The 19,328-nt window shown below is 54.1% G+C and carries 38 protein-coding genes and 1 tRNA gene; all 39 read left to right on the top strand.

Annotation, left to right across the window (positions count from 1 at the left end; all coding sequences use genetic code 11):
- Positions 1-538, top strand: a 538-nt coding sequence (tuf, locus tag CEE36_08030; GenBank protein ID TKJ41997.1) for an elongation factor Tu, incomplete at its 5' end; no start/stop codon positions are given.
- On the top strand, positions 538-858 hold the full coding sequence (locus CEE36_08025) for a 30S ribosomal protein S10 (GenBank protein ID TKJ41991.1): 321 nt from the start codon (positions 538-540) through the stop codon (positions 856-858). The genes tuf and CEE36_08025, both read left to right, overlap by 1 nt.
- An 8-nt stretch (positions 859-866) precedes the next feature.
- Positions 867-1,487 (top strand): 50S ribosomal protein L3, encoded by a 621-nt coding sequence (locus tag CEE36_08020; GenBank protein TKJ41990.1) that lies wholly within the window; start codon positions 867-869, stop codon positions 1,485-1,487.
- Positions 1,484-2,110 carry a 50S ribosomal protein L4 gene (locus CEE36_08015; GenBank protein ID TKJ41989.1) on the top strand — a complete coding sequence of 209 codons (627 nt, stop codon included), beginning with the start codon at positions 1,484-1,486 and terminating at the stop codon, positions 2,108-2,110. The genes CEE36_08020 and CEE36_08015 overlap by 4 nt, the downstream gene beginning before the upstream one ends.
- Positions 2,107-2,400 (top strand): 50S ribosomal protein L23, encoded by a 294-nt coding sequence (locus tag CEE36_08010; protein ID TKJ41988.1) that lies wholly within the window; start codon positions 2,107-2,109, stop codon positions 2,398-2,400. The genes CEE36_08015 and CEE36_08010 overlap by 4 nt, the downstream gene beginning before the upstream one ends.
- Entirely contained in the window at positions 2,400-3,242 is an 843-nt protein-coding gene (locus tag CEE36_08005; GenBank protein TKJ41987.1) for a 50S ribosomal protein L2, read from the top strand. The genes CEE36_08010 and CEE36_08005 overlap by 1 nt, the downstream gene beginning before the upstream one ends.
- The gene (locus CEE36_08000) at positions 3,242-3,538 is read left to right on the top strand and encodes a 30S ribosomal protein S19 (protein ID TKJ41986.1); all 297 of its coding nucleotides are present in this window, start codon (positions 3,242-3,244) and stop codon (positions 3,536-3,538) included. Before CEE36_08005 ends, CEE36_08000 begins: the two co-directional genes overlap by 1 nt.
- Entirely contained in the window at positions 3,535-3,891 is a 357-nt protein-coding gene (locus CEE36_07995) for a 50S ribosomal protein L22 (protein TKJ41985.1), read from the top strand. The genes CEE36_08000 and CEE36_07995 overlap by 4 nt, the downstream gene beginning before the upstream one ends.
- Positions 3,891-4,529 carry a 30S ribosomal protein S3 gene (locus CEE36_07990; GenBank protein ID TKJ41984.1) on the top strand — a complete coding sequence of 213 codons (639 nt, stop codon included), beginning with the start codon at positions 3,891-3,893 and terminating at the stop codon, positions 4,527-4,529. Before CEE36_07995 ends, CEE36_07990 begins: the two co-directional genes overlap by 1 nt.
- Positions 4,530-4,531: 2 nt before the next feature.
- Entirely contained in the window at positions 4,532-4,963 is a 432-nt protein-coding gene (locus CEE36_07985) for a 50S ribosomal protein L16 (GenBank protein TKJ41983.1), read from the top strand.
- Positions 4,950-5,339, top strand: coding sequence for a 50S ribosomal protein L29 (locus tag CEE36_07980; protein ID TKJ41982.1), 390 nt, complete (start codon positions 4,950-4,952; stop codon positions 5,337-5,339). The genes CEE36_07985 and CEE36_07980 overlap by 14 nt, the downstream gene beginning before the upstream one ends.
- Positions 5,321-5,584 carry a 30S ribosomal protein S17 gene (rpsQ, locus tag CEE36_07975; protein TKJ41981.1) on the top strand — a complete coding sequence of 88 codons (264 nt, stop codon included), beginning with the start codon at positions 5,321-5,323 and terminating at the stop codon, positions 5,582-5,584. Before CEE36_07980 ends, rpsQ begins: the two co-directional genes overlap by 19 nt.
- Entirely contained in the window at positions 5,581-5,949 is a 369-nt protein-coding gene (locus CEE36_07970) for a 50S ribosomal protein L14 (protein ID TKJ41980.1), read from the top strand. Before rpsQ ends, CEE36_07970 begins: the two co-directional genes overlap by 4 nt.
- The gene (locus tag CEE36_07965) at positions 5,949-6,266 is read left to right on the top strand and encodes a 50S ribosomal protein L24 (protein ID TKJ41979.1); all 318 of its coding nucleotides are present in this window, start codon (positions 5,949-5,951) and stop codon (positions 6,264-6,266) included. The genes CEE36_07970 and CEE36_07965 overlap by 1 nt, the downstream gene beginning before the upstream one ends.
- Positions 6,263-6,805, top strand: coding sequence for a 50S ribosomal protein L5 (locus tag CEE36_07960; GenBank protein ID TKJ41978.1), 543 nt, complete (start codon positions 6,263-6,265; stop codon positions 6,803-6,805). Before CEE36_07965 ends, CEE36_07960 begins: the two co-directional genes overlap by 4 nt.
- Before the next feature lies 1 nt (position 6,806).
- Positions 6,807-6,992 (top strand): type Z 30S ribosomal protein S14, encoded by a 186-nt coding sequence (locus CEE36_07955; protein ID TKJ41977.1) that lies wholly within the window; start codon positions 6,807-6,809, stop codon positions 6,990-6,992.
- A gap of 9 nt (positions 6,993-7,001) precedes the next feature.
- Positions 7,002-7,391 carry a 30S ribosomal protein S8 gene (gene rpsH, locus CEE36_07950; protein TKJ41976.1) on the top strand — a complete coding sequence of 130 codons (390 nt, stop codon included), beginning with the start codon at positions 7,002-7,004 and terminating at the stop codon, positions 7,389-7,391.
- Positions 7,391-7,963 (top strand): 50S ribosomal protein L6, encoded by a 573-nt coding sequence (locus tag CEE36_07945; protein ID TKJ41996.1) that lies wholly within the window; start codon positions 7,391-7,393, stop codon positions 7,961-7,963. The genes rpsH and CEE36_07945 overlap by 1 nt, the downstream gene beginning before the upstream one ends.
- On the top strand, positions 7,960-8,322 hold the full coding sequence (locus CEE36_07940) for a 50S ribosomal protein L18 (GenBank protein TKJ41975.1): 363 nt from the start codon (positions 7,960-7,962) through the stop codon (positions 8,320-8,322). The genes CEE36_07945 and CEE36_07940 overlap by 4 nt, the downstream gene beginning before the upstream one ends.
- 1 nt (position 8,323) lies before the next feature.
- Positions 8,324-8,854 (top strand): 30S ribosomal protein S5, encoded by a 531-nt coding sequence (locus tag CEE36_07935; GenBank protein ID TKJ41974.1) that lies wholly within the window; start codon positions 8,324-8,326, stop codon positions 8,852-8,854.
- Positions 8,838-9,038, top strand: coding sequence for a 50S ribosomal protein L30 (locus CEE36_07930; GenBank protein TKJ41973.1), 201 nt, complete (start codon positions 8,838-8,840; stop codon positions 9,036-9,038). The genes CEE36_07935 and CEE36_07930 overlap by 17 nt, the downstream gene beginning before the upstream one ends.
- Positions 9,031-9,507 (top strand): 50S ribosomal protein L15, encoded by a 477-nt coding sequence (locus CEE36_07925; protein TKJ41972.1) that lies wholly within the window; start codon positions 9,031-9,033, stop codon positions 9,505-9,507. The genes CEE36_07930 and CEE36_07925 overlap by 8 nt, the downstream gene beginning before the upstream one ends.
- Positions 9,504-10,826, top strand: coding sequence for a preprotein translocase subunit SecY (locus tag CEE36_07920; GenBank protein TKJ41971.1), 1,323 nt, complete (start codon positions 9,504-9,506; stop codon positions 10,824-10,826). Before CEE36_07925 ends, CEE36_07920 begins: the two co-directional genes overlap by 4 nt.
- Complete coding sequence (locus CEE36_07915; GenBank protein ID TKJ41970.1) at positions 10,760-11,455, top strand: adenylate kinase; 696 nt, start codon at positions 10,760-10,762, stop codon at positions 11,453-11,455. Before CEE36_07920 ends, CEE36_07915 begins: the two co-directional genes overlap by 67 nt.
- Positions 11,443-12,198: a type I methionyl aminopeptidase gene (gene map / locus CEE36_07910; GenBank protein TKJ41969.1), complete on the top strand. Its 756-nt coding sequence runs from the start codon at positions 11,443-11,445 to the stop codon at positions 12,196-12,198. Before CEE36_07915 ends, map begins: the two co-directional genes overlap by 13 nt.
- A complete protein-coding gene (locus CEE36_07905; protein ID TKJ41968.1) occupies positions 12,191-12,409 on the top strand; it encodes a translation initiation factor IF-1 in 219 nt (72 codons plus the stop codon). The genes map and CEE36_07905 overlap by 8 nt, the downstream gene beginning before the upstream one ends.
- Positions 12,410-12,430: 21 nt before the next feature.
- Positions 12,431-12,547 (top strand): 50S ribosomal protein L36, encoded by a 117-nt coding sequence (locus tag CEE36_07900; protein ID TKJ41967.1) that lies wholly within the window; start codon positions 12,431-12,433, stop codon positions 12,545-12,547.
- A gap of 8 nt (positions 12,548-12,555) precedes the next feature.
- Positions 12,556-12,933 carry a 30S ribosomal protein S13 gene (locus CEE36_07895; protein ID TKJ41966.1) on the top strand — a complete coding sequence of 126 codons (378 nt, stop codon included), beginning with the start codon at positions 12,556-12,558 and terminating at the stop codon, positions 12,931-12,933.
- 5 nt (positions 12,934-12,938) lie between these two features.
- Positions 12,939-13,325: a 30S ribosomal protein S11 gene (locus tag CEE36_07890; GenBank protein ID TKJ41965.1), complete on the top strand. Its 387-nt coding sequence runs from the start codon at positions 12,939-12,941 to the stop codon at positions 13,323-13,325.
- Positions 13,326-13,333: 8 nt separating this feature from the next.
- On the top strand, positions 13,334-13,948 hold the full coding sequence (locus CEE36_07885) for a 30S ribosomal protein S4 (GenBank protein TKJ41964.1): 615 nt from the start codon (positions 13,334-13,336) through the stop codon (positions 13,946-13,948).
- The gene (rpoA, locus tag CEE36_07880) at positions 13,948-14,958 is read left to right on the top strand and encodes a DNA-directed RNA polymerase subunit alpha (protein ID TKJ41963.1); all 1,011 of its coding nucleotides are present in this window, start codon (positions 13,948-13,950) and stop codon (positions 14,956-14,958) included. The genes CEE36_07885 and rpoA overlap by 1 nt, the downstream gene beginning before the upstream one ends.
- On the top strand, positions 14,948-15,490 hold the full coding sequence (locus tag CEE36_07875; GenBank protein TKJ41962.1) for a 50S ribosomal protein L17: 543 nt from the start codon (positions 14,948-14,950) through the stop codon (positions 15,488-15,490). Before rpoA ends, CEE36_07875 begins: the two co-directional genes overlap by 11 nt.
- Positions 15,491-15,838 carry an aspartate 1-decarboxylase gene (locus CEE36_07870; GenBank protein TKJ41961.1) on the top strand — a complete coding sequence of 116 codons (348 nt, stop codon included), beginning with the start codon at positions 15,491-15,493 and terminating at the stop codon, positions 15,836-15,838.
- Positions 15,835-16,788 (top strand): hypothetical protein, encoded by a 954-nt coding sequence (locus CEE36_07865; GenBank protein TKJ41960.1) that lies wholly within the window; start codon positions 15,835-15,837, stop codon positions 16,786-16,788. Before CEE36_07870 ends, CEE36_07865 begins: the two co-directional genes overlap by 4 nt.
- Positions 16,566-17,189: a hypothetical protein gene (locus tag CEE36_07860; protein ID TKJ41959.1), complete on the top strand. Its 624-nt coding sequence runs from the start codon at positions 16,566-16,568 to the stop codon at positions 17,187-17,189. The genes CEE36_07865 and CEE36_07860 overlap by 223 nt, the downstream gene beginning before the upstream one ends.
- Entirely contained in the window at positions 17,186-17,536 is a 351-nt protein-coding gene (rsfS, locus tag CEE36_07855) for a ribosome silencing factor (GenBank protein TKJ41958.1), read from the top strand. The genes CEE36_07860 and rsfS overlap by 4 nt, the downstream gene beginning before the upstream one ends.
- 26 nt (positions 17,537-17,562) lie before the next feature.
- Positions 17,563-18,042 (top strand): PTS fructose transporter subunit IIA, encoded by a 480-nt coding sequence (locus CEE36_07850; GenBank protein ID TKJ41957.1) that lies wholly within the window; start codon positions 17,563-17,565, stop codon positions 18,040-18,042.
- 243 nt (positions 18,043-18,285) lie between these two features.
- Positions 18,286-18,906: a hypothetical protein gene (locus CEE36_07845; protein TKJ41956.1), complete on the top strand. Its 621-nt coding sequence runs from the start codon at positions 18,286-18,288 to the stop codon at positions 18,904-18,906.
- A 171-nt stretch (positions 18,907-19,077) separates the two neighbouring features.
- Positions 19,078-19,149: transfer RNA gene (locus tag CEE36_07840), tRNA-Thr, on the top strand.
- The last annotated feature ends 179 nt before the right edge of the window (positions 19,150-19,328 follow it).

Below are 19,328 nucleotides of genomic sequence, written 5' to 3'. Positions count from 1 at the left end.
GGACATCTTTTCTATTACGGGTCGCGGCACGGTGGTAACGGGTAAGGTGGAGCGCGGTAGGATTGTTCCTGGCGACGAGGTAGAGCTTATCGGCTTCGGTATGCACCGCAAGACTGTAGCTACCAGTCTTGAGATGTTCCGCAAGATATTGGACGAGGCTATAGCTGGAGACAACGTTGGTATTCTTTTGCGCGGTGTAGACAAGGACGAGGTGGCTCGTGGTATGGTGGTAGCCAAGCCGGGTTCGATTACGCCTCATGTGAAGTTTGCCGGACAGGTGTACGTATTAAAGAAGGAGGAGGGCGGACGTCACAGTCCGTTCTTTGCCGGTTATCGTCCTCAGTTCTACATTCGTACTACGGACGTTACGGGTTCTGTTGCGCTTCCGGATGGAGTAGAGATGGTGATGCCAGGCGACAACGTTGAACTGACGGTGGAGCTTATCTCCGACGTTGCATTGGAGGACGGTTCCCGGTTTGCGATCCGAGAGGGTGGTCGCACCGTAGGCGCGGGCGTAGTCACCAAGGTAGTGGAGTGATGGCTGGTATAGAGAAGATTCGTATCAAGCTGAAGGCCTACGACTACAGGATTCTCGATCAGTCGGCAAAGGACATAGTGGATATCGCCAAGCGGACGGGTGCCAAGGTCTCGGGTCCTATACCTCTGCCGACGCGTCGTTCGCTCTACACGGTTCTGCGTTCGCCGCACATCGACAAGCGCAGCCGCGAGCAGTTCGAGTTCAAGGTACACAAGCGTCTTATCGAGATAGGCGAGGCCACTTCCGAGATGGTGGATGCTCTCATGCGTCTTGAGGTTCCTGCAGGTGTTGAGATCGAGATACACTCAGTGAAGGGATAGGAACGCTCATGGAAGCAATGCTTGGACGTAAGCTCGGAATGAGTAGGGTTTATGCCGACGGTCGCAAGGTGACTTCTGTTACCCTTGTAGAGACAGACTCATGTCACGTAGTCCAGCGCAAGACCGTCGAACGCGACGGCTATGCCGCCTTGCAGCTGGGTATAGGCCGCCGCAAGCGCGCAACCAAGCCTCTGCGCGGACACCTCAAGAAGGCTGGTCTTGGTCATGTGCCGGCCAGGGTGATTGAGGTGCGAGGAGAATTTGAAGATAACGTCACGCCCGGTAAGAAACTTGACGTGGCTATGTTTGAACCCGGTGACAGGGTGGACGTGGTCGGCTGGACCAAGGGACGAGGTTTTGCCGGGGGGATGAAGCGCCATAACTGGCACGGGGGGCCTCGAACCCACGGGTCAAATCACCACCGCCGTGTTGGCTCCGTCGGTCCTGGAACCTCACCAGGCAGGATCTGGAAGGGAAGCCGCATGCCAGGACATTACGGAAACGAGCAGCAGACCATTCGGAATCTTCGCGTGGTTAAAGTGGATGCCGAGCGTCAACTTCTCTACCTCAAGGGATCGGTTCCCGGTCCTGTAGGTGGTTTCCTTGCAATAAAGAAGACGGCACCATGAAGATCAAAGTCCTCAAAGCAGACGGCAACCAGGCCGGAACTGTGGAGTTCCCCGACGAGATTTTCGCCGCCCCGGTGAACGAGACGCTTCTCTGGGAGGCGGTAGAGACCTATCGGGCTAACATGCGCAAGGGAACCGCCAAGACTAAGTCTAGAGGTGAAGTAGAGGGTTCCTCACGCAAGCTTTTCCCTCAGAAGCATCTGGGGCGAGCAAGGGTGGGGGCAAGACGTTCTCCGACCCGTGTGCACGGTGGTGTGGCGCACGGCCCCACGCCTCGAAGCTATCGAAAGGGGTTGCCCGCGAAGATGCGTCGTCGTGCCTTGCTTGAGGCCTTAAAGCAGAAGCTGCAGACAGGCAACGTTGTGGTCATGGAGGATATTGAACTTGAAGAACCCAAGACCAGGTTTGTGGTCCAGGCTCTGGCGCCTGTCCGAGAGAAGGAATCTGGCTCTATGCTTGTTGTAGCGCGAGAGTACTCACCAGAACTTGTTCGTGCCTCACGCAACATACCCGCTTTGGATCTGATGACAGAGGCCGATCTTAACGCCTACGCAGTCTGGCGTCGCCAGAAGCTTGTTCTGTTTAAGTCGGCTTGCAAGCCGCTCGTTGAGAGGTACAGATGAGTGACCCCAGGTTTGTAATTCGCCATCCTATAGTAACCGAAAAGTCTCTTATAGCACGAGATGAGAATGGGCAGTACATCTTAGCGGTTGCCATAGACGCTAATAAGTACCAAGTGCGTGCAGCGGTTGAGGAGCTGTTCCATGTTCACGTTAAGGACGTTAATATCATGAAGGTCAAGGGCAAACGCAAGCGCCTCGGTCGGTTTGAAGGTAAACGCTCGGATTGGAAGAAGGCTGTGGTGAGGCTGGCCAAGGGCGAGCGTATCGAGGAGCTCGCAGGAGGAGCCTGATGGGACGAGTAGTATCACGAGTTAAGAAGTACAAGCCAATTACACCTGGACGCCGCTCCTACGAGGTGCTTTACGATAAAGAGGTCTCCAGCACTAAGCCCCACAAATCTCTGCTTGAGCCCTTGCGTAAGACGGGCGGTCGCAACAACCAGGGGCGTATCACCGCACCACATCGCGGGGGTGGCCAGAAGCGGCACTACCGCATTATAGACTTCAAGCGAGACGACAAGATAGGTATTGCGGCTAAGGTCGTATCTATTCAGTACGATCCTAATCGCACCGCCAACATCGCGTTGGTGTGTCATCGGGACGGCGAGTACCGATATATACTCGCACCTGACGGGCTTGCGAGAGGCGATCAGGTTGTTGCAGGGCCTGAGGCCCCTCTTCGTTTGGGGAATGCAATGCCGCTTTTAAATATTCCGGTGGGGATCGAGATTCACAATCTTCAGATATTCCCCCGCACCAAGGGACGTATGGTTCGGAGCGCTGGTTCGTCGGCCCAGATACTTGCAAAGGAGGGGGAGCGTGCGTTCCTCAAGCTCCCCTCAGGGGAGGTGAGGCTCTTTAACACCTCATGTTATGCTACGATAGGTCGTGTTTCCAACCCTGAGCATGGAAAGGTAAGCCTGGGTAAGGCAGGCAGAAGGCGTCACATGGGCAGGCGTCCTCGGACTCGTGCCGTCGCCATGAACCCAGTGGATCATCCCATGGGCGGCGGGGAAGGTAAGGCATCGGGTGGCCGTCCGCCTTGTTCGCGCACCGGATTGATCGCCAAGGGTAAGAAGACGCGGAACAGGAAGAAAGCCTCAAACCGCCTGATCGTTAAAAGGAGGAAGTAGTGGGACGTTCGCTCAAGAAAGGCCCCTATGTGGATGAGGGGCTCCTTGGGAAGGTGATGGCGCTGGATACCCGCAAGCAGAAGAAGGTGATCCGCACGTGGGCGCGGCGTTCCACAGTACCCCCGGAGTTTGTGGGGCATACGATAGCGGTGCATAACGGACGCAAGTTTATACCGGTCTACATCACCGAACAGATGGTCGGTCACAAGCTGGGTGAGTTTGCGCCTACACGTACCTATCGCGGCCATCACGGCGGAAAGAAAGAGGCAAGTGAAACTAGAAGGAAGAAGAGATGAGCGAGGTGATTGCACGTGCAAGGTTCGTTCGCGGATCTGCAAAGAAGTTTACGAGGATCTTAGGGTTGATTCGCGGTCGACAGGTGGACGAGGCCCTCAGGATACTCGCGTTCCTTAACAAGCCGAGCAAGGAACCGATCCTCAAGACCCTTAGGTCGGCTATCGCCAACGCCGAATCCAGATTGGGTAAGGCGAAGTTTGAGCGCCAGGGTTACTTTGTGGTGGATGCTCGTGCGGACACCGGGCCCATAATGAGGAGGCTGCGTGCTGCTCCTCGCGGTCGCGGGGTGATTATACGTAAAAGATTTGCTCATCTTACGGTAAAGATATCCGACGAAAAGAGGACAGAATAATGGGACAGAAGGTTCACCCCTACGGATTCAGGCTCGGCTACACTAAGGAGTGGCAATCCCAGTGGTTTGACGAGAGGCACTATGCCGAGCACCTGGCCGAAGATATTCGGATCAAGCGCTACATCTATACCAAACTTGCCGATGCCGCAGTCTCCAATTTGGTTGTTCGTCGCGTGGGCACCAAGATTGCGGTGACGATCTCTACTGCCCGTCCTGGTATGGTGATCGGGCAGAGGCGGGCCAACCTTGAGGCTTTATCTGAAGAGCTGAAGCAGCTTGTTGGTAAGCCGATTAGCATCTATGTTGAGGTTGTCCGGGTGCCTGAGCTCGAGAGTCGCGTCGTGGCTCGCATGATCGCGACCCAGCTTGAGGCTCGTGTTGCTCACCGCAGGGCTATGCGTCGTGCTGTAATCCAGGCGATGAAGCTGGGCGCTCGCGGGATCAAGGTCGTCGTATCCGGTCGTCTAGGTGGCGCCGAGATTGCCCGCAGTGAACGGCAATGGGCCGGTCAGGTTCCACTTCAGACACTTGCGGCAGATATCGACTACGCGCAGGAAACCGCCTACACGATCGCAGGTACGATTGGGGTTAAGGTCTGGATCTGCAAGGGCGGCGCAGCCGAGACCTGGGGAAAGTAACCATGTTGATGCCTCGACGTAGCAAATGGCGTAAGCAGCAGCGCGGTCGAATGAAGGGCAAGGCGACCGCAGGTTCTCGAATCTCCTTCGGTGAGTATGCCCTCATGGCTATAGAGCCCTGCTGGTTGACTGCTCGTCAGATTGAGGCCAGTCGTGTGGTCCTGACCAAAAAGCTCAGAAAGGACGGCAAGCTTTGGATCCGGGTATTCCCGGACAAGCCCGTCAGCAAGAAACCGCTTGAGGTGCGGATGGGTAAGGGCAAGGGCGCGCCTGAGTTCTGGGTGGCCCCTATCAAGCCGGGCCGGATCATCTTTGAGATTGAGGGGCTCTCCGATGAGGCGTCGTGCGCCGTTCTTAAGGAAGCCTCAAGCAAGCTGCCCGTAAAAACTAAGATTATAAAGCGTGAAGAGGGGATCCATTATGAAGGCATCTGAACTCCGTTCCATGACCCGTGAAGAGCTCGACCACGAGGTTCGAGAGCTTCGCGAAGAAGAGTTCCGGCTGCGCTTGCGTCGTCCCACAGAGGAGCTCCCAAACGCGCTGCGTTTGCGTGCGATCCGTCGTGACATCGCAAGGATTCAGACGATACTTCGTGAGGACAAACTTGGTCTGATCCAGTTGCCTAAGAAGAGTCAAAGGGAGACAAAGAAGGCTGAAACCAAGCCTGAGAAGAAAGCCCCTGCCAAGAACTCTGCCGCAAAAAAGAAAACCTCAACTAAGTCCAAGGCTTCCACCACAAAAAATACTACTGCCAATGAGGCTTCCAAAACTAAGTCGAGATCCGTAAAGACATCCAAGGGGAGAAAATGAGCCCGCGTAAAAGGCTCATAGGCGAGGTTATCTCTGATAAACCCGAAAAGACTGTTGTTGTGCAGGTGTCTCGTAAAGCTATGCACCCTACCTACAAGAAATATATAACCAAGAGGCACAGATACCACGTCCATGACGAAGAGAACCGCTGCAAGGTGGGGGATCGCGTAGAGATCGAAGAGACTCGACCGCTCTCCAAACTCAAGCACTTCCGTGTGATCAGGGTAGTGGGAGAGGAGAGATGATTCAGGACAACTCACGATTGGTGATCAGCGATAACACCGGAGCAAAGACCGCGCGCGTGATTAAGGTGCTGGGCGGCACACGCAGGCGTTATGCGGGTGTTGGCGACATTGTCGTCATCGCAGTAAAGTCTTCTCTTCCCACGGCATCAATCCGTAAGGGTGACAAGGCCAAGGCGGTCATAGTTAGGACACGTAAGGAGATATCCCGTCCGGACGGCAGCTACGTGCGTTTTGACGATAACGCGTGTGTGATAATCGACGAGAACAAACAACCCAAGGGCACTCGCATATTCGGTCCTGTGGCGCGCGAACTTCGTGAGCGCAACTTCTCGAAGATCATATCGCTCGCCCCGGAGGTGGTGTAATGAGGCTCTCGATACGCAAGGGCGATCTGGTCGAGGTTATCTCCGGCGACGACAAAGGTCGTCAGGGCAAGGTGATTGAGGTGGATGCCAGGAAAGGCCGCGTTAAGATCGAGGGAATAAACATGGTCAAGAGACATGAGCGTGCCTCTGGCGCAAGGAAGCCCGGCGGCATTATCGATAAGCCGGCCTTTATGGATCGCTCCAACGTGATGCTTGTTTGCCCGAGGTGCTCGAGACCCAGCCGTGTTCATTTGGAACGCCGCGGTGATAGGCGGGTCCGGGTCTGTAAAAGCTGTGGTGGGGAGGTAGGTTCATGAGCATCTTACGCGATCATTACCGCAAGAAGGTTGTTACTGCACTGAAGAAGGAGTTCGGTTACAGCAACGTTATGCAGGTTCCTCGCATCAAGAAGGTTGTGGTTCACGTTGGCGCTGGAGAGGCTGCGCAGGACTCCAAACTGATTGAACCCATAGTTGCGGATCTCGCAATGATCACTGGTCAGCGTCCTAGCATAACCAAGGCCAAGAGGGCGATCTCCAACTTCAGGCTTCGTAAGGGGATGATCGTAGGTGCTCACGTTACCCTGCGCGGAGAGCGCGCCTACCACTTCCTGGAGAGGTTTTTCAACTTCGCAGCCACTCAGATCCGTGACTTTCGAGGGTTCTCGCCCAACTCGTTTGACGGCCGTGGAGCCTATACCTTGGGCCTGCGGGAGCAGCTTATCTTCCCGGAGATCGAAAGGGATAAGGTAAAGAAAATCTTCGGTATGGATGTAACGATTGTCACCACCGCGAAACGAGACGATGAAGCGCAGGCTTTGCTGGGACATCTCGGCATGCCCTTCCGAAAGGAGTAACGTGGCGAAACTGGCATTGATCAACAAGCAGAAGCGCGAGCCGAAGTTCAAGGTGCGTAAATACAACCGTTGCGGGCGCTGTGGGCGTCCGCGGGCTTACTATCGCAAGTTCGGACTTTGCCGGATCTGTTTTCGAGAGCTGGCCCTGCGCGGTGAGATACCAGGCGTTAAAAAGGCAAGCTGGTAGGGAAAGGCTATGGACGTTATAGGTGATTACCTTACCGCGATACGGAATGCGGTCCTCACGCATAAGAAGGAAGTCGCTATACCGGTATCACGCCTGAGGCAGGAGCTTTCCCGGATACTCCTGGAGGAAGGCTACATCAGTAACTTCCAGGTTCTTGACAAGGACTGGCCCCCGAAGATACTTATTCAGCTTAAGTACTCCGCTCAGGGAGAAAGCGTTATAAGAGGCTTAAAGCGGGCTTCCAAACAGTCCAGAAGGGTTTACCGTAAGGCTAAGGAACTCCCCTGGGTCCGTAACGGCCTGGGTACAGCGGTAATCTCCACCTCACAGGGTATGATGTCTGACCGTCAGGCGCGAAGGCTGAATGTAGGCGGAGAAGTTGTCTGCGAGGTATGGTGATGGCACGGGCCTCATTTAAGCCGATAGCCCTGCCAGAGGGCGTAAGCTTTGGTCAGGGAGAGCAAGGATACGCAATCAAAGGGCCAAAGGGTGATTTGGATGTCGGCTTTGTTCCCGGTATTGCGGTTAAAGAGGAGGATGGAGCCCTGAAGCTTTCCTATACTATCACGCCGGAAAACAAGGCCATGCTTGGTCTTGCTGTGGCGTTGCTCTCCAACGCCGTCACCGGTGTTACCCAGGGGTTTAGGAAGGTCTTGACCCTGCGAGGAACAGGATACAAGGTGCAGAAGGAAGGGCGCAAACTTAACCTTTCGCTGGGTTATACCCACAACGTTGTCTTTGAGCTCCCCCAGGGTATCGAGGCGGAGATATTCGAACCGCGTTCGCGCGAAGACAAGGACTGGATAGCAGATATAACGATTAAGGGGATGGACAAACAGCTTGTTGGGCAGGTAGCGGCAGACATCAGGCGTCTTCGTCCTCCTGAGCCTTACAAGGGCAAAGGGATTCGCTACAAGGACGAGTATGTTCGTCGCAAACTTGGCAAGCGTGCTGTAGTGGTCGAGGAATGAAGAGGGTTAAGCAACTCGGTCGCCGCAGACGTCATCTGCATATCCGTCACAGGCTCAAAGGAACTTCCAAGCGGCCCAGGGTGGTTGTGTTCCGTTCCAACCGTCACATCTACGCTCAGGTGGTAGACGACTACGAAGGTCGTGTATTGACAGGTGTTTCATCGCTTTCACCTGCCTTCAGGGAGCTTGGTGTCGAGGGAGACAAGAAGGCTCAAGCCGCAGCCGTTGGGAAGCTTCTTGCAGGGGAACTTAAGAAACGCGGGGTTGCTCGGATAGTGTTTGATCGGGCGGGCTTTAAGTATCACGGCAGGGTGAAGGCTCTGGCCGAAGCCGCCCGCAAGGAAGGACTGGAGTTCTAGCATGTTTAGAGATAGGTCAAAGATGATGACCCCCCAGGATGATTTGCTCGACCAGGTGATAGAGATTAAGCGTGTGACCAAGGTGGTTAAGGGCGGAAAGAACTTCAAGCTCTCGGCCACGGTTGTTGTAGGAGACGGTGCCGGGCACGTTGGAGTAGGTCACGGGAAGGCGGGCGAGGTGGCTATCGCCGTAGCCAAAGGGCGTGAGCAGGCTCGCAAATCCATGACCAATGTGTCTTTTGGTAGAACCCTTGCTCACCAGGCCGGGGCACGTTTTTCCGCCAGCAAGGTGATCCTTAAACCAGCTTCAGCGGGAACAGGACTTGTTGCAACCCTTCCGGTAAAGGCCGTCCTCCAGATGTGTGGTTTTAAGGATGCGCTTACCAAGTCATTGGGCGCGCATACCCCCTACAACCTGGCCATGGCAACTATTCAGGCTCTAAAGGGTGTTCGTAGCCTTGAAGAGACAGCCCGTCTCCGCAACAAACCGATCTCTTACTTTACGGAGCGAAGGGATGCCAGCAAAGGGTAAGAAGCTGAAGGTAACGCTTGAACGCAGCCTGATTGATTCAAAGCCCGTGCATAAAAAGAATGCGCGCGCCTTGGGGTTGCGCCGTCGCGGAGCGAGCCGTATCCATGAGGATACGCCGGTGATCCGTGGGATGATAGCAAGGGTTGCGCATCTTGTTAGGGTAGAGGAGGTTGCAGATGGCTGAGCTGCTTAAGAGGCACCCCAAGGCTCATAAGCGGCGCAGGCGTTTGGGGACAGGCCCGGCATCAGGCAGGGGTGGAACCTGCGGTCGCGGCAACAAAGGGGCTGGGCAGCGTTCCGGCAAAGAGCATGGCCCGAAGTTTGAGGGTGGACAGATGCCGCTTATGCGGCGTATCCCCAAACGCGGCATGCAGAAGGGCAAGAAGATAAATCGTATGCACCGGGCCAAGGGGAGCCGAAGGCGTCGCTACCAGGTTATCAACTTTGTTCGCCTCGCATCGTGGGACCCGGCCGAGCCTGTTACCCCAGAGAGCCTTGCCAAACATGGTTGCATTCGTCACAGCGATCGCCCGGTGAAGCTTCTGGCTCGAGGCGAACTTAAACAGCCGCTTGAGATAAAGGTGCATGCAGCCTCTGCAAAGGCACAAAAGATTGTCGAAAAGGCCGGAGGCAAGCTGGAGGTGAACCCATGATGCAAGGCATAGGGAACATCTTCAAGATCCCGGATCTCAGAAAGAAGGTCCTCTTCACCTTGCTTATGGTGGTGGTTTACCGCCTCGGAACTCATATCCCTACACCGGGCCTTAACCCTCAAGCTGTGGGTATTCTTCTCAGCCAGATGAGGGGCACTGTCTTCGGACTTTACGATCTCTTTGTGGGCGGCGCACTCGCGCGTGCGTCCGTGTTTGCTCTCGGGGTGATGCCCTACATCTCCGCCTCGATTATGTTCCAGATCCTGGGCTCGGTGTTCCCGAAGCTGCAGAAGTTACAGCAAGATGAAGAAGGACGACGCAAGGTCAACCAGTACACTCGCTACTTTACGGTTCTCCTGGCTTTCCTTTACGCTATAGGGATTGCGGTATTCCTCGAAGGTCAGCCGCCTGTGGCGCTTCCTGACGGTCGGGTTGTACCTCTTGTTTCGCAGACTGGGTTTATACTGCGAATACTTACCATCTTTACCCTGACAACGGGCACTATCTTCCTCATGTGGATCGGTGAGCTGATCACGGAGAAGGGCATCGGTAACGGTATAAGCTTTCTCATCTTCATCGGTTGTCTTGATCGTATCCCTACTGATTTGGGTCGTACCATCCAGCAGGTTGCGGCCGGGGAGATCTCCTGGTTCGTTTTGGTGGTGCTTGTTGCCGTGATTGTTTTCACCTTCGGTGCCATGGTTCTTATGACCCAGGCGGTACGCAAGATACCTGTTCAGTATCCCAGACGGGTCATAGGAAGAAGGATTTACGGAGGCCAGTCTACCTTCATCCCTCTGCGGGTAAACACCGCAGGTGTGATCCCGATCATATTTGCCCAGAGTATCATAATGATCCCTGGGACCGTTGCCGCTTTCTTCGGCAAGACGAACTTTACCGAGGGGTTGCAGCTTTTGCTTCAGCCTGGGCGCCCGCTTTACGACGGCCTCTACGCCCTCTTCATCATCTTCTTCGCCTACTTCTACACCTCGATCGTCTTCAACCCACAGGATATCGCCAACAACATGAAGCGTATGGGCGGGTTCGTACCCGGCATACGTCCGGGTGTAAGAACAGCCGAGTACATAAACACGGTGCTTACCCGTATCACACTTCCTGGGGCCATCTTCCTTGCCCTTGTGGCCCTTATGCCCTGGTGGCTTATAAAGGGGCTTGGTGTAAGTTTCTTCTTCGGAGGCACGACCTACCTTATCATAGTGGGTGTTGCGCTTGATACGATCCAGCAGATAGAATCTCACCTTCTCATGCGATCTTACGAGGGGTTGCTCAAGGGGACGAAACTCAGGGGAAGACGTTGAGGGTTGTTGTGCTTCTGGGCCCTCCTGGTTCCGGTAAGGGCACCCTGGCCACATCTTTATCCGAGCACTTGGGGGTTGCCGTTTTTGTGACCGGTGACGCGTTGCGTGCGGCGATTGATGCGAAAAGCAAGCTCGGCGAGAAGGTCAAGGCAGATGTTGAGGCGGGACGATTGGTGGATGATGAAATGATCCTTGCACTTGCGCAAGAGTTCCTTGCGGCCCATCCGGAAGGTGTGCTCTTTGACGGCTTCCCCCGCACCACAAGGCAAGCTGCAGGATTGCGTTCACTCGTATCCGCAGAGGATGATCTGCACGTTATCTACCTCGATGCGTCAGAAGAAACCATCACATCTCGTTTAACTTCGAGGCGGGTATGTCCTGGGTGTGGGGAGATATACAACATGCGGTTTAAGCCCCCGAAGAAAGACGGGGTTTGTGATAATTGTAGCACCACACTCATCCGTCGAAAGGATGATACCGAGGAGGTGATCCGCGATCGCTACCAGGTATACTTGAGGGAGACGGCACCTTTAGTTGATTACTTCGCTCGTGAGCTCCTAAGAGTGGATGGTAATCTATCGGGCGATAAGGTTCTTGAGAGGATTCGAGGCGAGCTGTGTCCGGCATAGTGATTAAATCCGATGCAGAGATCGAAGGCATCCGCCGCGCAGGCAGGATATTGGCGCGGGCTTTGGATTTGGTTTCCAAGAAAGCGCTGCCGGGTTGCACGACAGCCGTCCTGGATGCGGTGATTGAGGAGTTTATACGTTCCCAGGGTGCTGAGCCTACCTTCAAGGGGTATCGTGGGTTTCCTGCCGCTGCATGCATAAGCATAAATGAAGAGGTGATTCACGGGATCCCTGGGGATCGGGTTATCAAGGAGGGTGATCTGGTGAAGGTAGATGCTGGGGTTACAAAGGACGGTTTTATCGCGGATTCGGCCAGAAGCATTCCTGTTGGAGATGTTAACGGAGATGTTAAGCGATTGATGGAGGTGACCAGCAAAGCGTTACAGGCAGGGATCAAGCAGGCAAGGCCAGGGAATAGGGTGGGTGACATAAGCCATGCTGTTGAAGAGGTGGCGAGAGCCGCCGGTCTTGCGGTGGTGCGTGATTACTTCGGGCACGGGACAGGACTTGCCCTGCACGAGGAGCCCAATATCCCCAACTTCGGCCCTGCCGGTGTCGGCCCTCGTCTCCAGGAGGGTATGACGATAGCTATAGAACCGATGCTTACCCTGGGAATCGGTAAGGTTAAGCTTTGCGAGGATCGCTGGACCGTGGTTACAGCCGACGGGAAAAGCTCAGCCCACTTCGAGCATACCATTGCGGTTACCGAAAACGGAGCGGAGATATTAACGAGTTATGTCTAAAAAGGATTTGATTCAAACCGAAGGATCGGTTGTAGAAGCGTTGCCAAACGCGACCTTCAGGGTGGAGTTGGATAACGGTTTCAGGGTGCTGGCGCATCTTTCAGGCAAGATGCGTATGCACTACATCAAGATCCTTCCGGGCGATCGGGTGCTCGTGGAGCTTTCGCCCTACGATCTTACCCGTGGCCGGATTGTTTACAGGTTTAAGTAAATGCTGGAAGGAGTTTTTGGTATGAAAGTTAAATCGTCTGTAAAGAAAAGGTGTATGCACTGCAAGATCGTCAAGCGCCATGGAAGGGTGTTTGTGATCTGCAAGCGCAACCCTAAACACAAACAGAGGCAGGGTTAGGAGCCCGGATGGCAAGGATTGCTGGTGTGGATCTGCCTTCTGGCAAGGCGATTGCATACGCCCTGCCCTATATCTACGGTATCGGACTTTCTACTTCTAAAAAGATCCTTGCAAGGACCGGCGTTGATCCACGCAAGAAGGCCAAGGATCTGGATGAGAAGGAGTTAACCCTGATTCGTAAGGAGATTGAAGAGAACTACAAGATTGAGGGTAGCCTTCGTGTGGAGGTGGCAGCTGATATCAAGCGTTTAGTGGAGATCAACTGCTATAGAGGTACTCGCCACAAGATGGGTCTACCGGTTCGAGGACAGCGCACGCATACGAATGCCCGCACCCGCAAGGGTCCTAAGAAAACAAGCGGTGTGCTTAAGAAGAAGAAAGCCTAGGAGGATTGTTGGCCAGAAAGAGAGCTCGTCGCAAGAAGAAGCGATTTCCCGAGGTGGGAATCGTTAAGATATCTGCAACCTTCAATAACACGATAGTCTCGATCGGCGATTTTGAGGGCAATATCCTCGTTTGGACTTCAGGCGGATGTATAGGTTTTAAGGGAGCCAAGAAAGGCACACCTTTTGCAGCCCAGCAGGCAACGGAATCAGCCGCACGTGATGCTGCTTCGCGGGGTCTCAAGAAGGTTGAGGTTTATGTTAAGGGTCCGGGACCCGGTCGTGAGGCTGCTATTCGCTCCATTCAAAACGCAGGGCTGCAGATCACCAAGATCGTGGATACAACCCCTATCCCTCACAACGGTTGCAGGCCACCTAAACAGCGGCGAATCTAGGAGGGGCTATGGCTCGAGATCTATCACCATCCTGCAAGAGGTGCCGCCGTGAGGGCGAGAAGCTCTTTCTGAAGGGCGAGCGTTGTCTGTCTGAGAAGTGCGCTCTTTCTCGTCGTGGTGCAAAGGAGAGATCGCGCTACAGCAGGCGCGCCTCGGCTTACGCCCTTCAGCTTAAGGAGAAACAGAAACTGCGTCTTATGTATGGGATGTTCGAGGGCCAGTTCCGCCGTTTCTTCAAGATGGCGGCGAAACGTGGCAATCCGGCTATTGGGCTTTTGCTGCTCCTGGAACGCAGGTTGGATAACGTTGTCTACCGGATCGGTTGGGCTCAGAGTCGTCCACAGGCCAGGCAGATGGTTCGTCACGGGCATATAGCCGTTTCTGGACACAAGGTGGATATCACTTCCTATCTTGTGAAGGCAGCGGATCAGATAGAACTGCGTAAGCCGGAGGGGGCTTCTGCGCAGGAACGTGCCGAGCTTGTTGATACAACGAAGTTAGTCCCCTGGCTTTCTGCTGACAGTGGCGGCAAGAAGGCGCAGATTGAGCGTCTTCCGGCGGCTGAGGATGTAGCCGATATCCCGATTAATACCCAGCTCGTCGTTGGGCTCTACTCCAAGTAATGGAGGGGTTAGTGTCTGAGCGAACTAGATTCATAAAGATTGCCGAAGCGGTTGCGGTGGACCGGGAGACGCTCACCGATACCTTCGGTCGTTTTACTTTGAGTCCGTTGGCGCGTGGGTGGGGTTGGACAATGGGGACGGTACTGCGCCGTGCGATGCTTTCCTCGGTTGAGGGTGCGGCGCCTACGCAACTGCGAATAGATGGGGTTATTCATGAGTTCTCCAGTATCGACGGGGTGCTGGAGGACGTGCCATTGATCGTTCTGAACGTGAAGAAACTGCGCTTCAAGCTCGAAGGTGTAGATTTTGAATACGCCCGTCTGCATGCAGCAGAACCCCGAGAATACACCGGGGCAGACCTCGAGTTGCCCCCAAACCTGGAACTTGTAAACACCGATACTCCAATCCTTACCCTTAGCGCAAAAGACCGTCCAGTTCACATGGAGATAAAGGTTGAGCGTGGGAGGGGTTATGAAAGTCAGGAGTTGGTGAAGAAGCGTTCGCCCGCTGAGCCATCCGGGACGATCTTCCTCGATGCCTTCTACTCGCCTGTTCGTCAGGTGAAGATTGACGTAGCCAATGTGCGCTACGGAGAGCGGACCGACTACGAGCAGGTAGTCTTTGAGGTCGCCACCGACGGCAGTGTTACCCCTGAGGAGACACTTGTTCAAACAGCGGAGCTCCTTAGGAGTCATGTCGAGGCCCTTTCTAAGATTATTGACCCTCAGGCTAGTTTGGCTGAGTCCGGGGAGGCAGAAGAATCCACCTGGAACGAGGTGTTGGTGGAGTCTTTGGATGTGCCACAGACGGTTAAGAAGGCCTTGGCAGATCACGGCATAAAGACGGTTGCTGAGCTCGTTGGTTATACCGAGGAAGAGATTAAAGAGTGGGGTGATATAAAGCCTCGTTCCTTCTCCACGTTGCGCTCTCGGTTGAAGGGCATTGGTGCCGAGTTTGCCAAGCAGCCAACCGAGGAGGAGACAAAAGAGGGTAACAAAGATGAGGCATAGGAAAGATCTCTCAAAACTTGGGCGTCCGCGTGCGCATCGGAAAGCGTTGGTGCAATCGCTTGTGCGTTCGTTGTTTCTTTACGAGAGCATCAAAACCACCCTGACTAAGGCCAAGGCTGCTCAGCGATTAGCCGAAAGGCTGGTGAGCCGAAGCCGCCGCGATGATCTTGCAGCACGACGATACGCTTACGTACATCTTGGCGATCACGAACTGGTAGCCCGCCTCTTCGGCGAGATATCTCCGCGTTTTGAGGACCGCGCGAGCGGTTTCACACGGATCTTTATGCTGGGATCACGACCTGGGGACGGGGCCCAGATGGCTGTTCTTGAGATGGCCGTAAAGGGAGAGACCAAGAAAGCGAAGAAGACCAAGCAAGCAACGAAGACCGCTGCGAAATCGCCGGCAAGGGAAATCGGTAAGTCGAAGGCCAAACCTAAAGCCAAAGCGAAATCTCCTAAGAAAGAAGCCGGCAAGGAGCGCAAGCCCGCCGCAGCGAAGAAGAAGCCAACCTCCAAACAGAAGTCTGGATAGGTGCTGCGAGCGTTTCTTCAAGTCAAGCTGTATCCGGTTCGAGTGACCGGGAAGAATCTCGAATATGAAGGGAGCTTGGGACTTTCAAGAGCCCTCATAAAAGAAGCGGGTCTTGCTGCTGGCGAGCGGGTCTTGGTCGTTAATCTCGCCAATGGCAAACGGTTTGAAACATACCTTATCGAGGAGGAGGAAGAGGGCGCGTGTTGGTTAAAAGGCGGAGCCGCAAGGCTTGGCGAGATAGGTGATAGATTGATAGTGATGGCGTTTGTATACCTTGAGGTTTCTGAGAGCATAACCCCTCTTATTATCAAGGTGGATTCCGATAACAGTCCGCTGGAGAAGACGTGACATTCATCATCCTGGCTGCTGGTAGTGGTAAGCGGATGAGGGGGGCTACCCCTAAGGTGATGCGTCCCTTGCTTGGGCGGCCCATGATTTCACATATCCTGCTAACGGTGCAGCGTTTTTCTCCGGAGCATCTGCTTGTGGTGGTGGATCCGAAGGGACACGAGGTGATCAGTCAGGAACTTAGTGACGAGGGCATCCGTTATATCATTCAGCCCGAGGCTTTGGGTACGGCAGATGCGGTTAGACGTTGTCGAGATGAAGTCACGACCCGCAGGGTTATGGTTCTATGCGGGGACGTTCCACTTCTCCGTTCGGGAACCCTCTCTGACATGATAGCGTCGCATCAGTCGCGCGGAGCAGCAGCTACCTTGCTCTCCACAGAGTTTCCTGATCCCTCAGGATACGGACGTATAGTGCGTAACGGCGATGGCACCGTCCGCCGGATCGTGGAGGATAAGGATGCATCTTCGGCCCAGCGAGCGATCCGTGAGATTAACTCCGGTACATATATCTTCGAGTCAAACCTTTTGTTTGATATGCTCGAACGTGTTGAGCCCAGCCCTGCCACGGGTGAGTATTACTTGACAGATGTGGTCGCCATGCTTGTTGAGGTGGAAATGCGTGTGGAGGCTCTTAAGATAGAGGACAGCAGCGAACTGATGGGTGTCAACGATCCCGCGGCACTCAAGCGGGTGGAGGATATTTTTCGCCGCCGGCTTCTTTCTCGTTGGCGACGCGCAGGGGCCAGGATACAGAATCCCCTTATGGTGTTTGCAGACAGCGAGGTCGAGTTGGCCGCTGGGGCCCAGGTGAACGGCAGAACAGTACTCAGAGGGTCTACACGTATCGGTTCTGGATCTCGCGTAGGTCCTTTCGTTACCTTGGAAGATACAGTGATAGAAGGCAACAGCTGTATAAAGGGGTTGCGATCAAAAAGTTCATCCTCGTAGTCCTTGTGCTCCTTGTTGTGGGAGCAGCGGCTTCTATTGCATACTACCTTTTAACTAAGGGGGAAAGGGTTGCGAGGCCACAGGTCGTGGGGTCTGTTCGTGTCGAGATACTCAATGGGTGTGGTGAGGCCGGTGTTGCCCGACGCGCCAGGGCTTATCTGCGTGGCAAGGGATACGATATCCTGGGTATAGGGGACGCTAAGGGCCACTTTCCTCAGACAATAATCGTGGAGCGTCGCAGTCCCACGAACACAAATGCCCGGCTGCTGGCGCGCACACTCAGGCTTGATGAAACTGATGTAACCCAGTTACTTGACTCACTTTCCCCTGTCTCGGTAACGCTTATCATCGGCGAGGATTACGGGAAGTATCTCCCGGATACCGTGGAGACCATCCAGTGAAATTAAGCGGCGCTTTTGTCAAGAAGGTCGCAAGACTGCTTGTTGAGAAGAAGGCGGAGGATGTCCGCATCCTTGATGTTCGTAGGCTTTCGGATGTTACGGATTTTTTCGTTTTTGCCACGGCTTCCTCAAGCGTCCACAACCGAACCCTCGCAGAGGAGTTGCGTCTGAAGAGCAAAAAGGATTGGGGTTTGCATCATATTGAGGGGCTGGGTGGAGGGGATTGGATTCTTTTGGATTTCGTTGAGGTGATAGTCCATCTTTTCCTTCCCAAGACGCGTTCATTTTATGAACTTGAGCAATTGTGGGGTGATGCGAAGGATGTTAATTTTACTCAAAAGACTTGACAGAGGTCAAAATAGCCTTATGTTAATTGCGATGTCTTAAAGGAGGTTCGGTGAATCTCTACAATCTGCTCAAACCGGAGTGTATAAGCCTCAGCCTTTCGGGGCGGAAGAAGAAGGATGTGTTGCGGGAGCTGGTGGGCTGCATCCGCAAGGACAAAGATTCAGACCTTCTTGTCTCAACGTTACTCAAGCGGGAGGATCTCGGTTCCACAGGAATCGGCAAGGGCGTTGCAATCCCGCACGGACGTTCTTTGGTTGCAGACAAGTTAGAGGTTGTAGTGGGGCGTTCTGATGCCGGGGTGGAGTTTAACGCTATCGACAAGAAACCTGTGCATCTATTCTTCCTGATAGTTGCACCTCCCCAGGATCCAGGTAATCAGTACCTTATAACCCTGGGCAGGGTTGCGGTCGTTTGCCAGGAACTCCTCAAGCGCAAACGTTACGAAAAACCGCAAACACCTGAGGAGTTTATAGCCCTTGTTAAAGAGATCGAAGGGGAGCTCTGATGTCTGATGAACTCAAGTCCCTCCTAGAGCTGCAGCATCTGGATTATATGATCAAGGATTGGCGTAACACCGAGATGAGACGCGAGTTCCAGAAGATTGGTTTCCAAACAACCGCCGAAGACCCTGTCCAGATGCTCTTAAAGAAGCGCAAGAAGCTTCTGGAGCGGATCAACCCTGCACTTTACCAGATGTATCAGCGCATAATCAGTCGCTACAATGATTGGGCGATTGTCCCTGTTGTGAATGGCTTTTGTGGCGGGTGCTTCAGCAAGGTTCCAACAGAGCTTTCAGGTCAGCGTAGGGCAGTCCACAACTGTCCGAACTGCGGACGCTTTATATACTGGGATTAAGGTACAGGCAGGCAGGGGTTTCTTGCTACCTCAAGGCTGGCTTTCCGGGGCGGTGCTGAGTGCGGTGATCGGAATGCTGGGAGTTGTTGGACCTTGTGGATGTAAGGCGAAATCTGCTCCAAACCAGGAGACCCCGGATAAACCGAAGCAGGTGGAGATGATGGTGGGAGGAACCAAGGTGACCCTGGAGGTGGCCGATGATGAAGATACCCGTCGTCGCGGCTTGATGTTCCGGGATTCACTTTTGCCTAACAGCGGCATGCTTTTTGTTTTTTCTCAGGAAGCTATCTATCCCTTCTGGATGAAGAACACCAAGATACCACTCTGTATCGCTTTTATAAACTCCGCCGGCGAGATTGTGGGCATCCGCCAGATGCAGCCCTTTGATACCACCACCATGCACATGCCGTTCAGGCCGTTTCGATATGCGATCGAGATGGAGGAAGGCTGGTTCGGTGCCCACGGGGTCAAGAAAGGGGATACGCTTAGGATCCCGGAACTTCCCTCTCCCTGAAGCTGGGCAAAGACATCCTTTTTATTGGCGAGTCTCCACTAAGATGCCGTTGACTTGGCTTCCATTTTCCCTATTCTTAAGCTATGATTACACGTGAACAAGCATTGAAGTTGCTTGAAGAGAAGGTATCCAACGTCAATCTGCGCAAGCACATGTGGGCGACAGAGGCATGCCGACGTAGCTCAGTTGTAGAGCAACGCTTTCGTAACGCGTAGGCCAGTGGTTCGAATCCACTCGTCGGCTCTTGCACCTCACGGAGTCACTCCGTGACTCCGCTGGGCCCCCAAACGATAATTCTGTTTTCGCCTTAATAACACATGGAAGGGATCCATCCATAAAGTGTAAGATAAAATTCTCTGGCGTAGATATGCCCTTGACGCAGGGGCAGAAATTACTATAATCAACCGGCGTTTATTCCTACC

The sequence above is a fragment of the candidate division TA06 bacterium B3_TA06 genome, from assembly GCA_005223075.1.
In the GTDB taxonomy this organism is placed as follows: domain Bacteria; phylum Hydrothermota; class Tepidihabitantia; order B3-TA06; family B3-TA06; genus B3-TA06.
This window is presented reverse-complemented; position numbering and strand designations above follow the sequence as displayed.

Excerpts from the sequence above, each read along its gene's own strand:
- CEE36_08025 (TKJ41991.1), top strand. The coding sequence starts at position 538 with ATGGCTGGTATAGAGAAGATTCGTATCAAGCTGAAGGCCTACGACTAC.
- CEE36_08020 (TKJ41990.1), top strand. The coding sequence starts at position 867 with ATGGAAGCAATGCTTGGACGTAAGCTCGGAATGAGTAGGGTTTATGCC.
- CEE36_08015 (TKJ41989.1), top strand. The coding sequence starts at position 1,484 with ATGAAGATCAAAGTCCTCAAAGCAGACGGCAACCAGGCCGGAACTGTG.
- CEE36_08010 (TKJ41988.1), top strand. The coding sequence starts at position 2,107 with ATGAGTGACCCCAGGTTTGTAATTCGCCATCCTATAGTAACCGAAAAG.
- CEE36_08005 (TKJ41987.1), top strand. The coding sequence starts at position 2,400 with ATGGGACGAGTAGTATCACGAGTTAAGAAGTACAAGCCAATTACACCT.
- CEE36_07995 (TKJ41985.1), top strand. The coding sequence starts at position 3,535 with ATGAGCGAGGTGATTGCACGTGCAAGGTTCGTTCGCGGATCTGCAAAG.
- CEE36_07990 (TKJ41984.1), top strand. The coding sequence starts at position 3,891 with ATGGGACAGAAGGTTCACCCCTACGGATTCAGGCTCGGCTACACTAAG.
- CEE36_07985 (TKJ41983.1), top strand. The coding sequence starts at position 4,532 with ATGTTGATGCCTCGACGTAGCAAATGGCGTAAGCAGCAGCGCGGTCGA.
- CEE36_07980 (TKJ41982.1), top strand. The coding sequence starts at position 4,950 with ATGAAGGCATCTGAACTCCGTTCCATGACCCGTGAAGAGCTCGACCAC.
- CEE36_07970 (TKJ41980.1), top strand. The coding sequence starts at position 5,581 with ATGATTCAGGACAACTCACGATTGGTGATCAGCGATAACACCGGAGCA.
- CEE36_07965 (TKJ41979.1), top strand. The coding sequence starts at position 5,949 with ATGAGGCTCTCGATACGCAAGGGCGATCTGGTCGAGGTTATCTCCGGC.
- CEE36_07960 (TKJ41978.1), top strand. The coding sequence starts at position 6,263 with ATGAGCATCTTACGCGATCATTACCGCAAGAAGGTTGTTACTGCACTG.
- rpsH (TKJ41976.1), top strand. The coding sequence starts at position 7,002 with ATGGACGTTATAGGTGATTACCTTACCGCGATACGGAATGCGGTCCTC.
- CEE36_07945 (TKJ41996.1), top strand. The coding sequence starts at position 7,391 with ATGGCACGGGCCTCATTTAAGCCGATAGCCCTGCCAGAGGGCGTAAGC.
- CEE36_07940 (TKJ41975.1), top strand. The coding sequence starts at position 7,960 with ATGAAGAGGGTTAAGCAACTCGGTCGCCGCAGACGTCATCTGCATATC.
- CEE36_07935 (TKJ41974.1), top strand. The coding sequence starts at position 8,324 with ATGTTTAGAGATAGGTCAAAGATGATGACCCCCCAGGATGATTTGCTC.
- CEE36_07930 (TKJ41973.1), top strand. The coding sequence starts at position 8,838 with ATGCCAGCAAAGGGTAAGAAGCTGAAGGTAACGCTTGAACGCAGCCTG.
- CEE36_07925 (TKJ41972.1), top strand. The coding sequence starts at position 9,031 with ATGGCTGAGCTGCTTAAGAGGCACCCCAAGGCTCATAAGCGGCGCAGG.
- CEE36_07920 (TKJ41971.1), top strand. The coding sequence starts at position 9,504 with ATGATGCAAGGCATAGGGAACATCTTCAAGATCCCGGATCTCAGAAAG.
- CEE36_07905 (TKJ41968.1), top strand. The coding sequence starts at position 12,191 with ATGTCTAAAAAGGATTTGATTCAAACCGAAGGATCGGTTGTAGAAGCG.
- CEE36_07900 (TKJ41967.1), top strand. The coding sequence starts at position 12,431 with ATGAAAGTTAAATCGTCTGTAAAGAAAAGGTGTATGCACTGCAAGATC.
- CEE36_07895 (TKJ41966.1), top strand. The coding sequence starts at position 12,556 with ATGGCAAGGATTGCTGGTGTGGATCTGCCTTCTGGCAAGGCGATTGCA.
- CEE36_07885 (TKJ41964.1), top strand. The coding sequence starts at position 13,334 with ATGGCTCGAGATCTATCACCATCCTGCAAGAGGTGCCGCCGTGAGGGC.
- rpoA (TKJ41963.1), top strand. The coding sequence starts at position 13,948 with ATGGAGGGGTTAGTGTCTGAGCGAACTAGATTCATAAAGATTGCCGAA.
- CEE36_07875 (TKJ41962.1), top strand. The coding sequence starts at position 14,948 with ATGAGGCATAGGAAAGATCTCTCAAAACTTGGGCGTCCGCGTGCGCAT.
- CEE36_07845 (TKJ41956.1), top strand. The coding sequence starts at position 18,286 with ATGGCTTTTGTGGCGGGTGCTTCAGCAAGGTTCCAACAGAGCTTTCAG.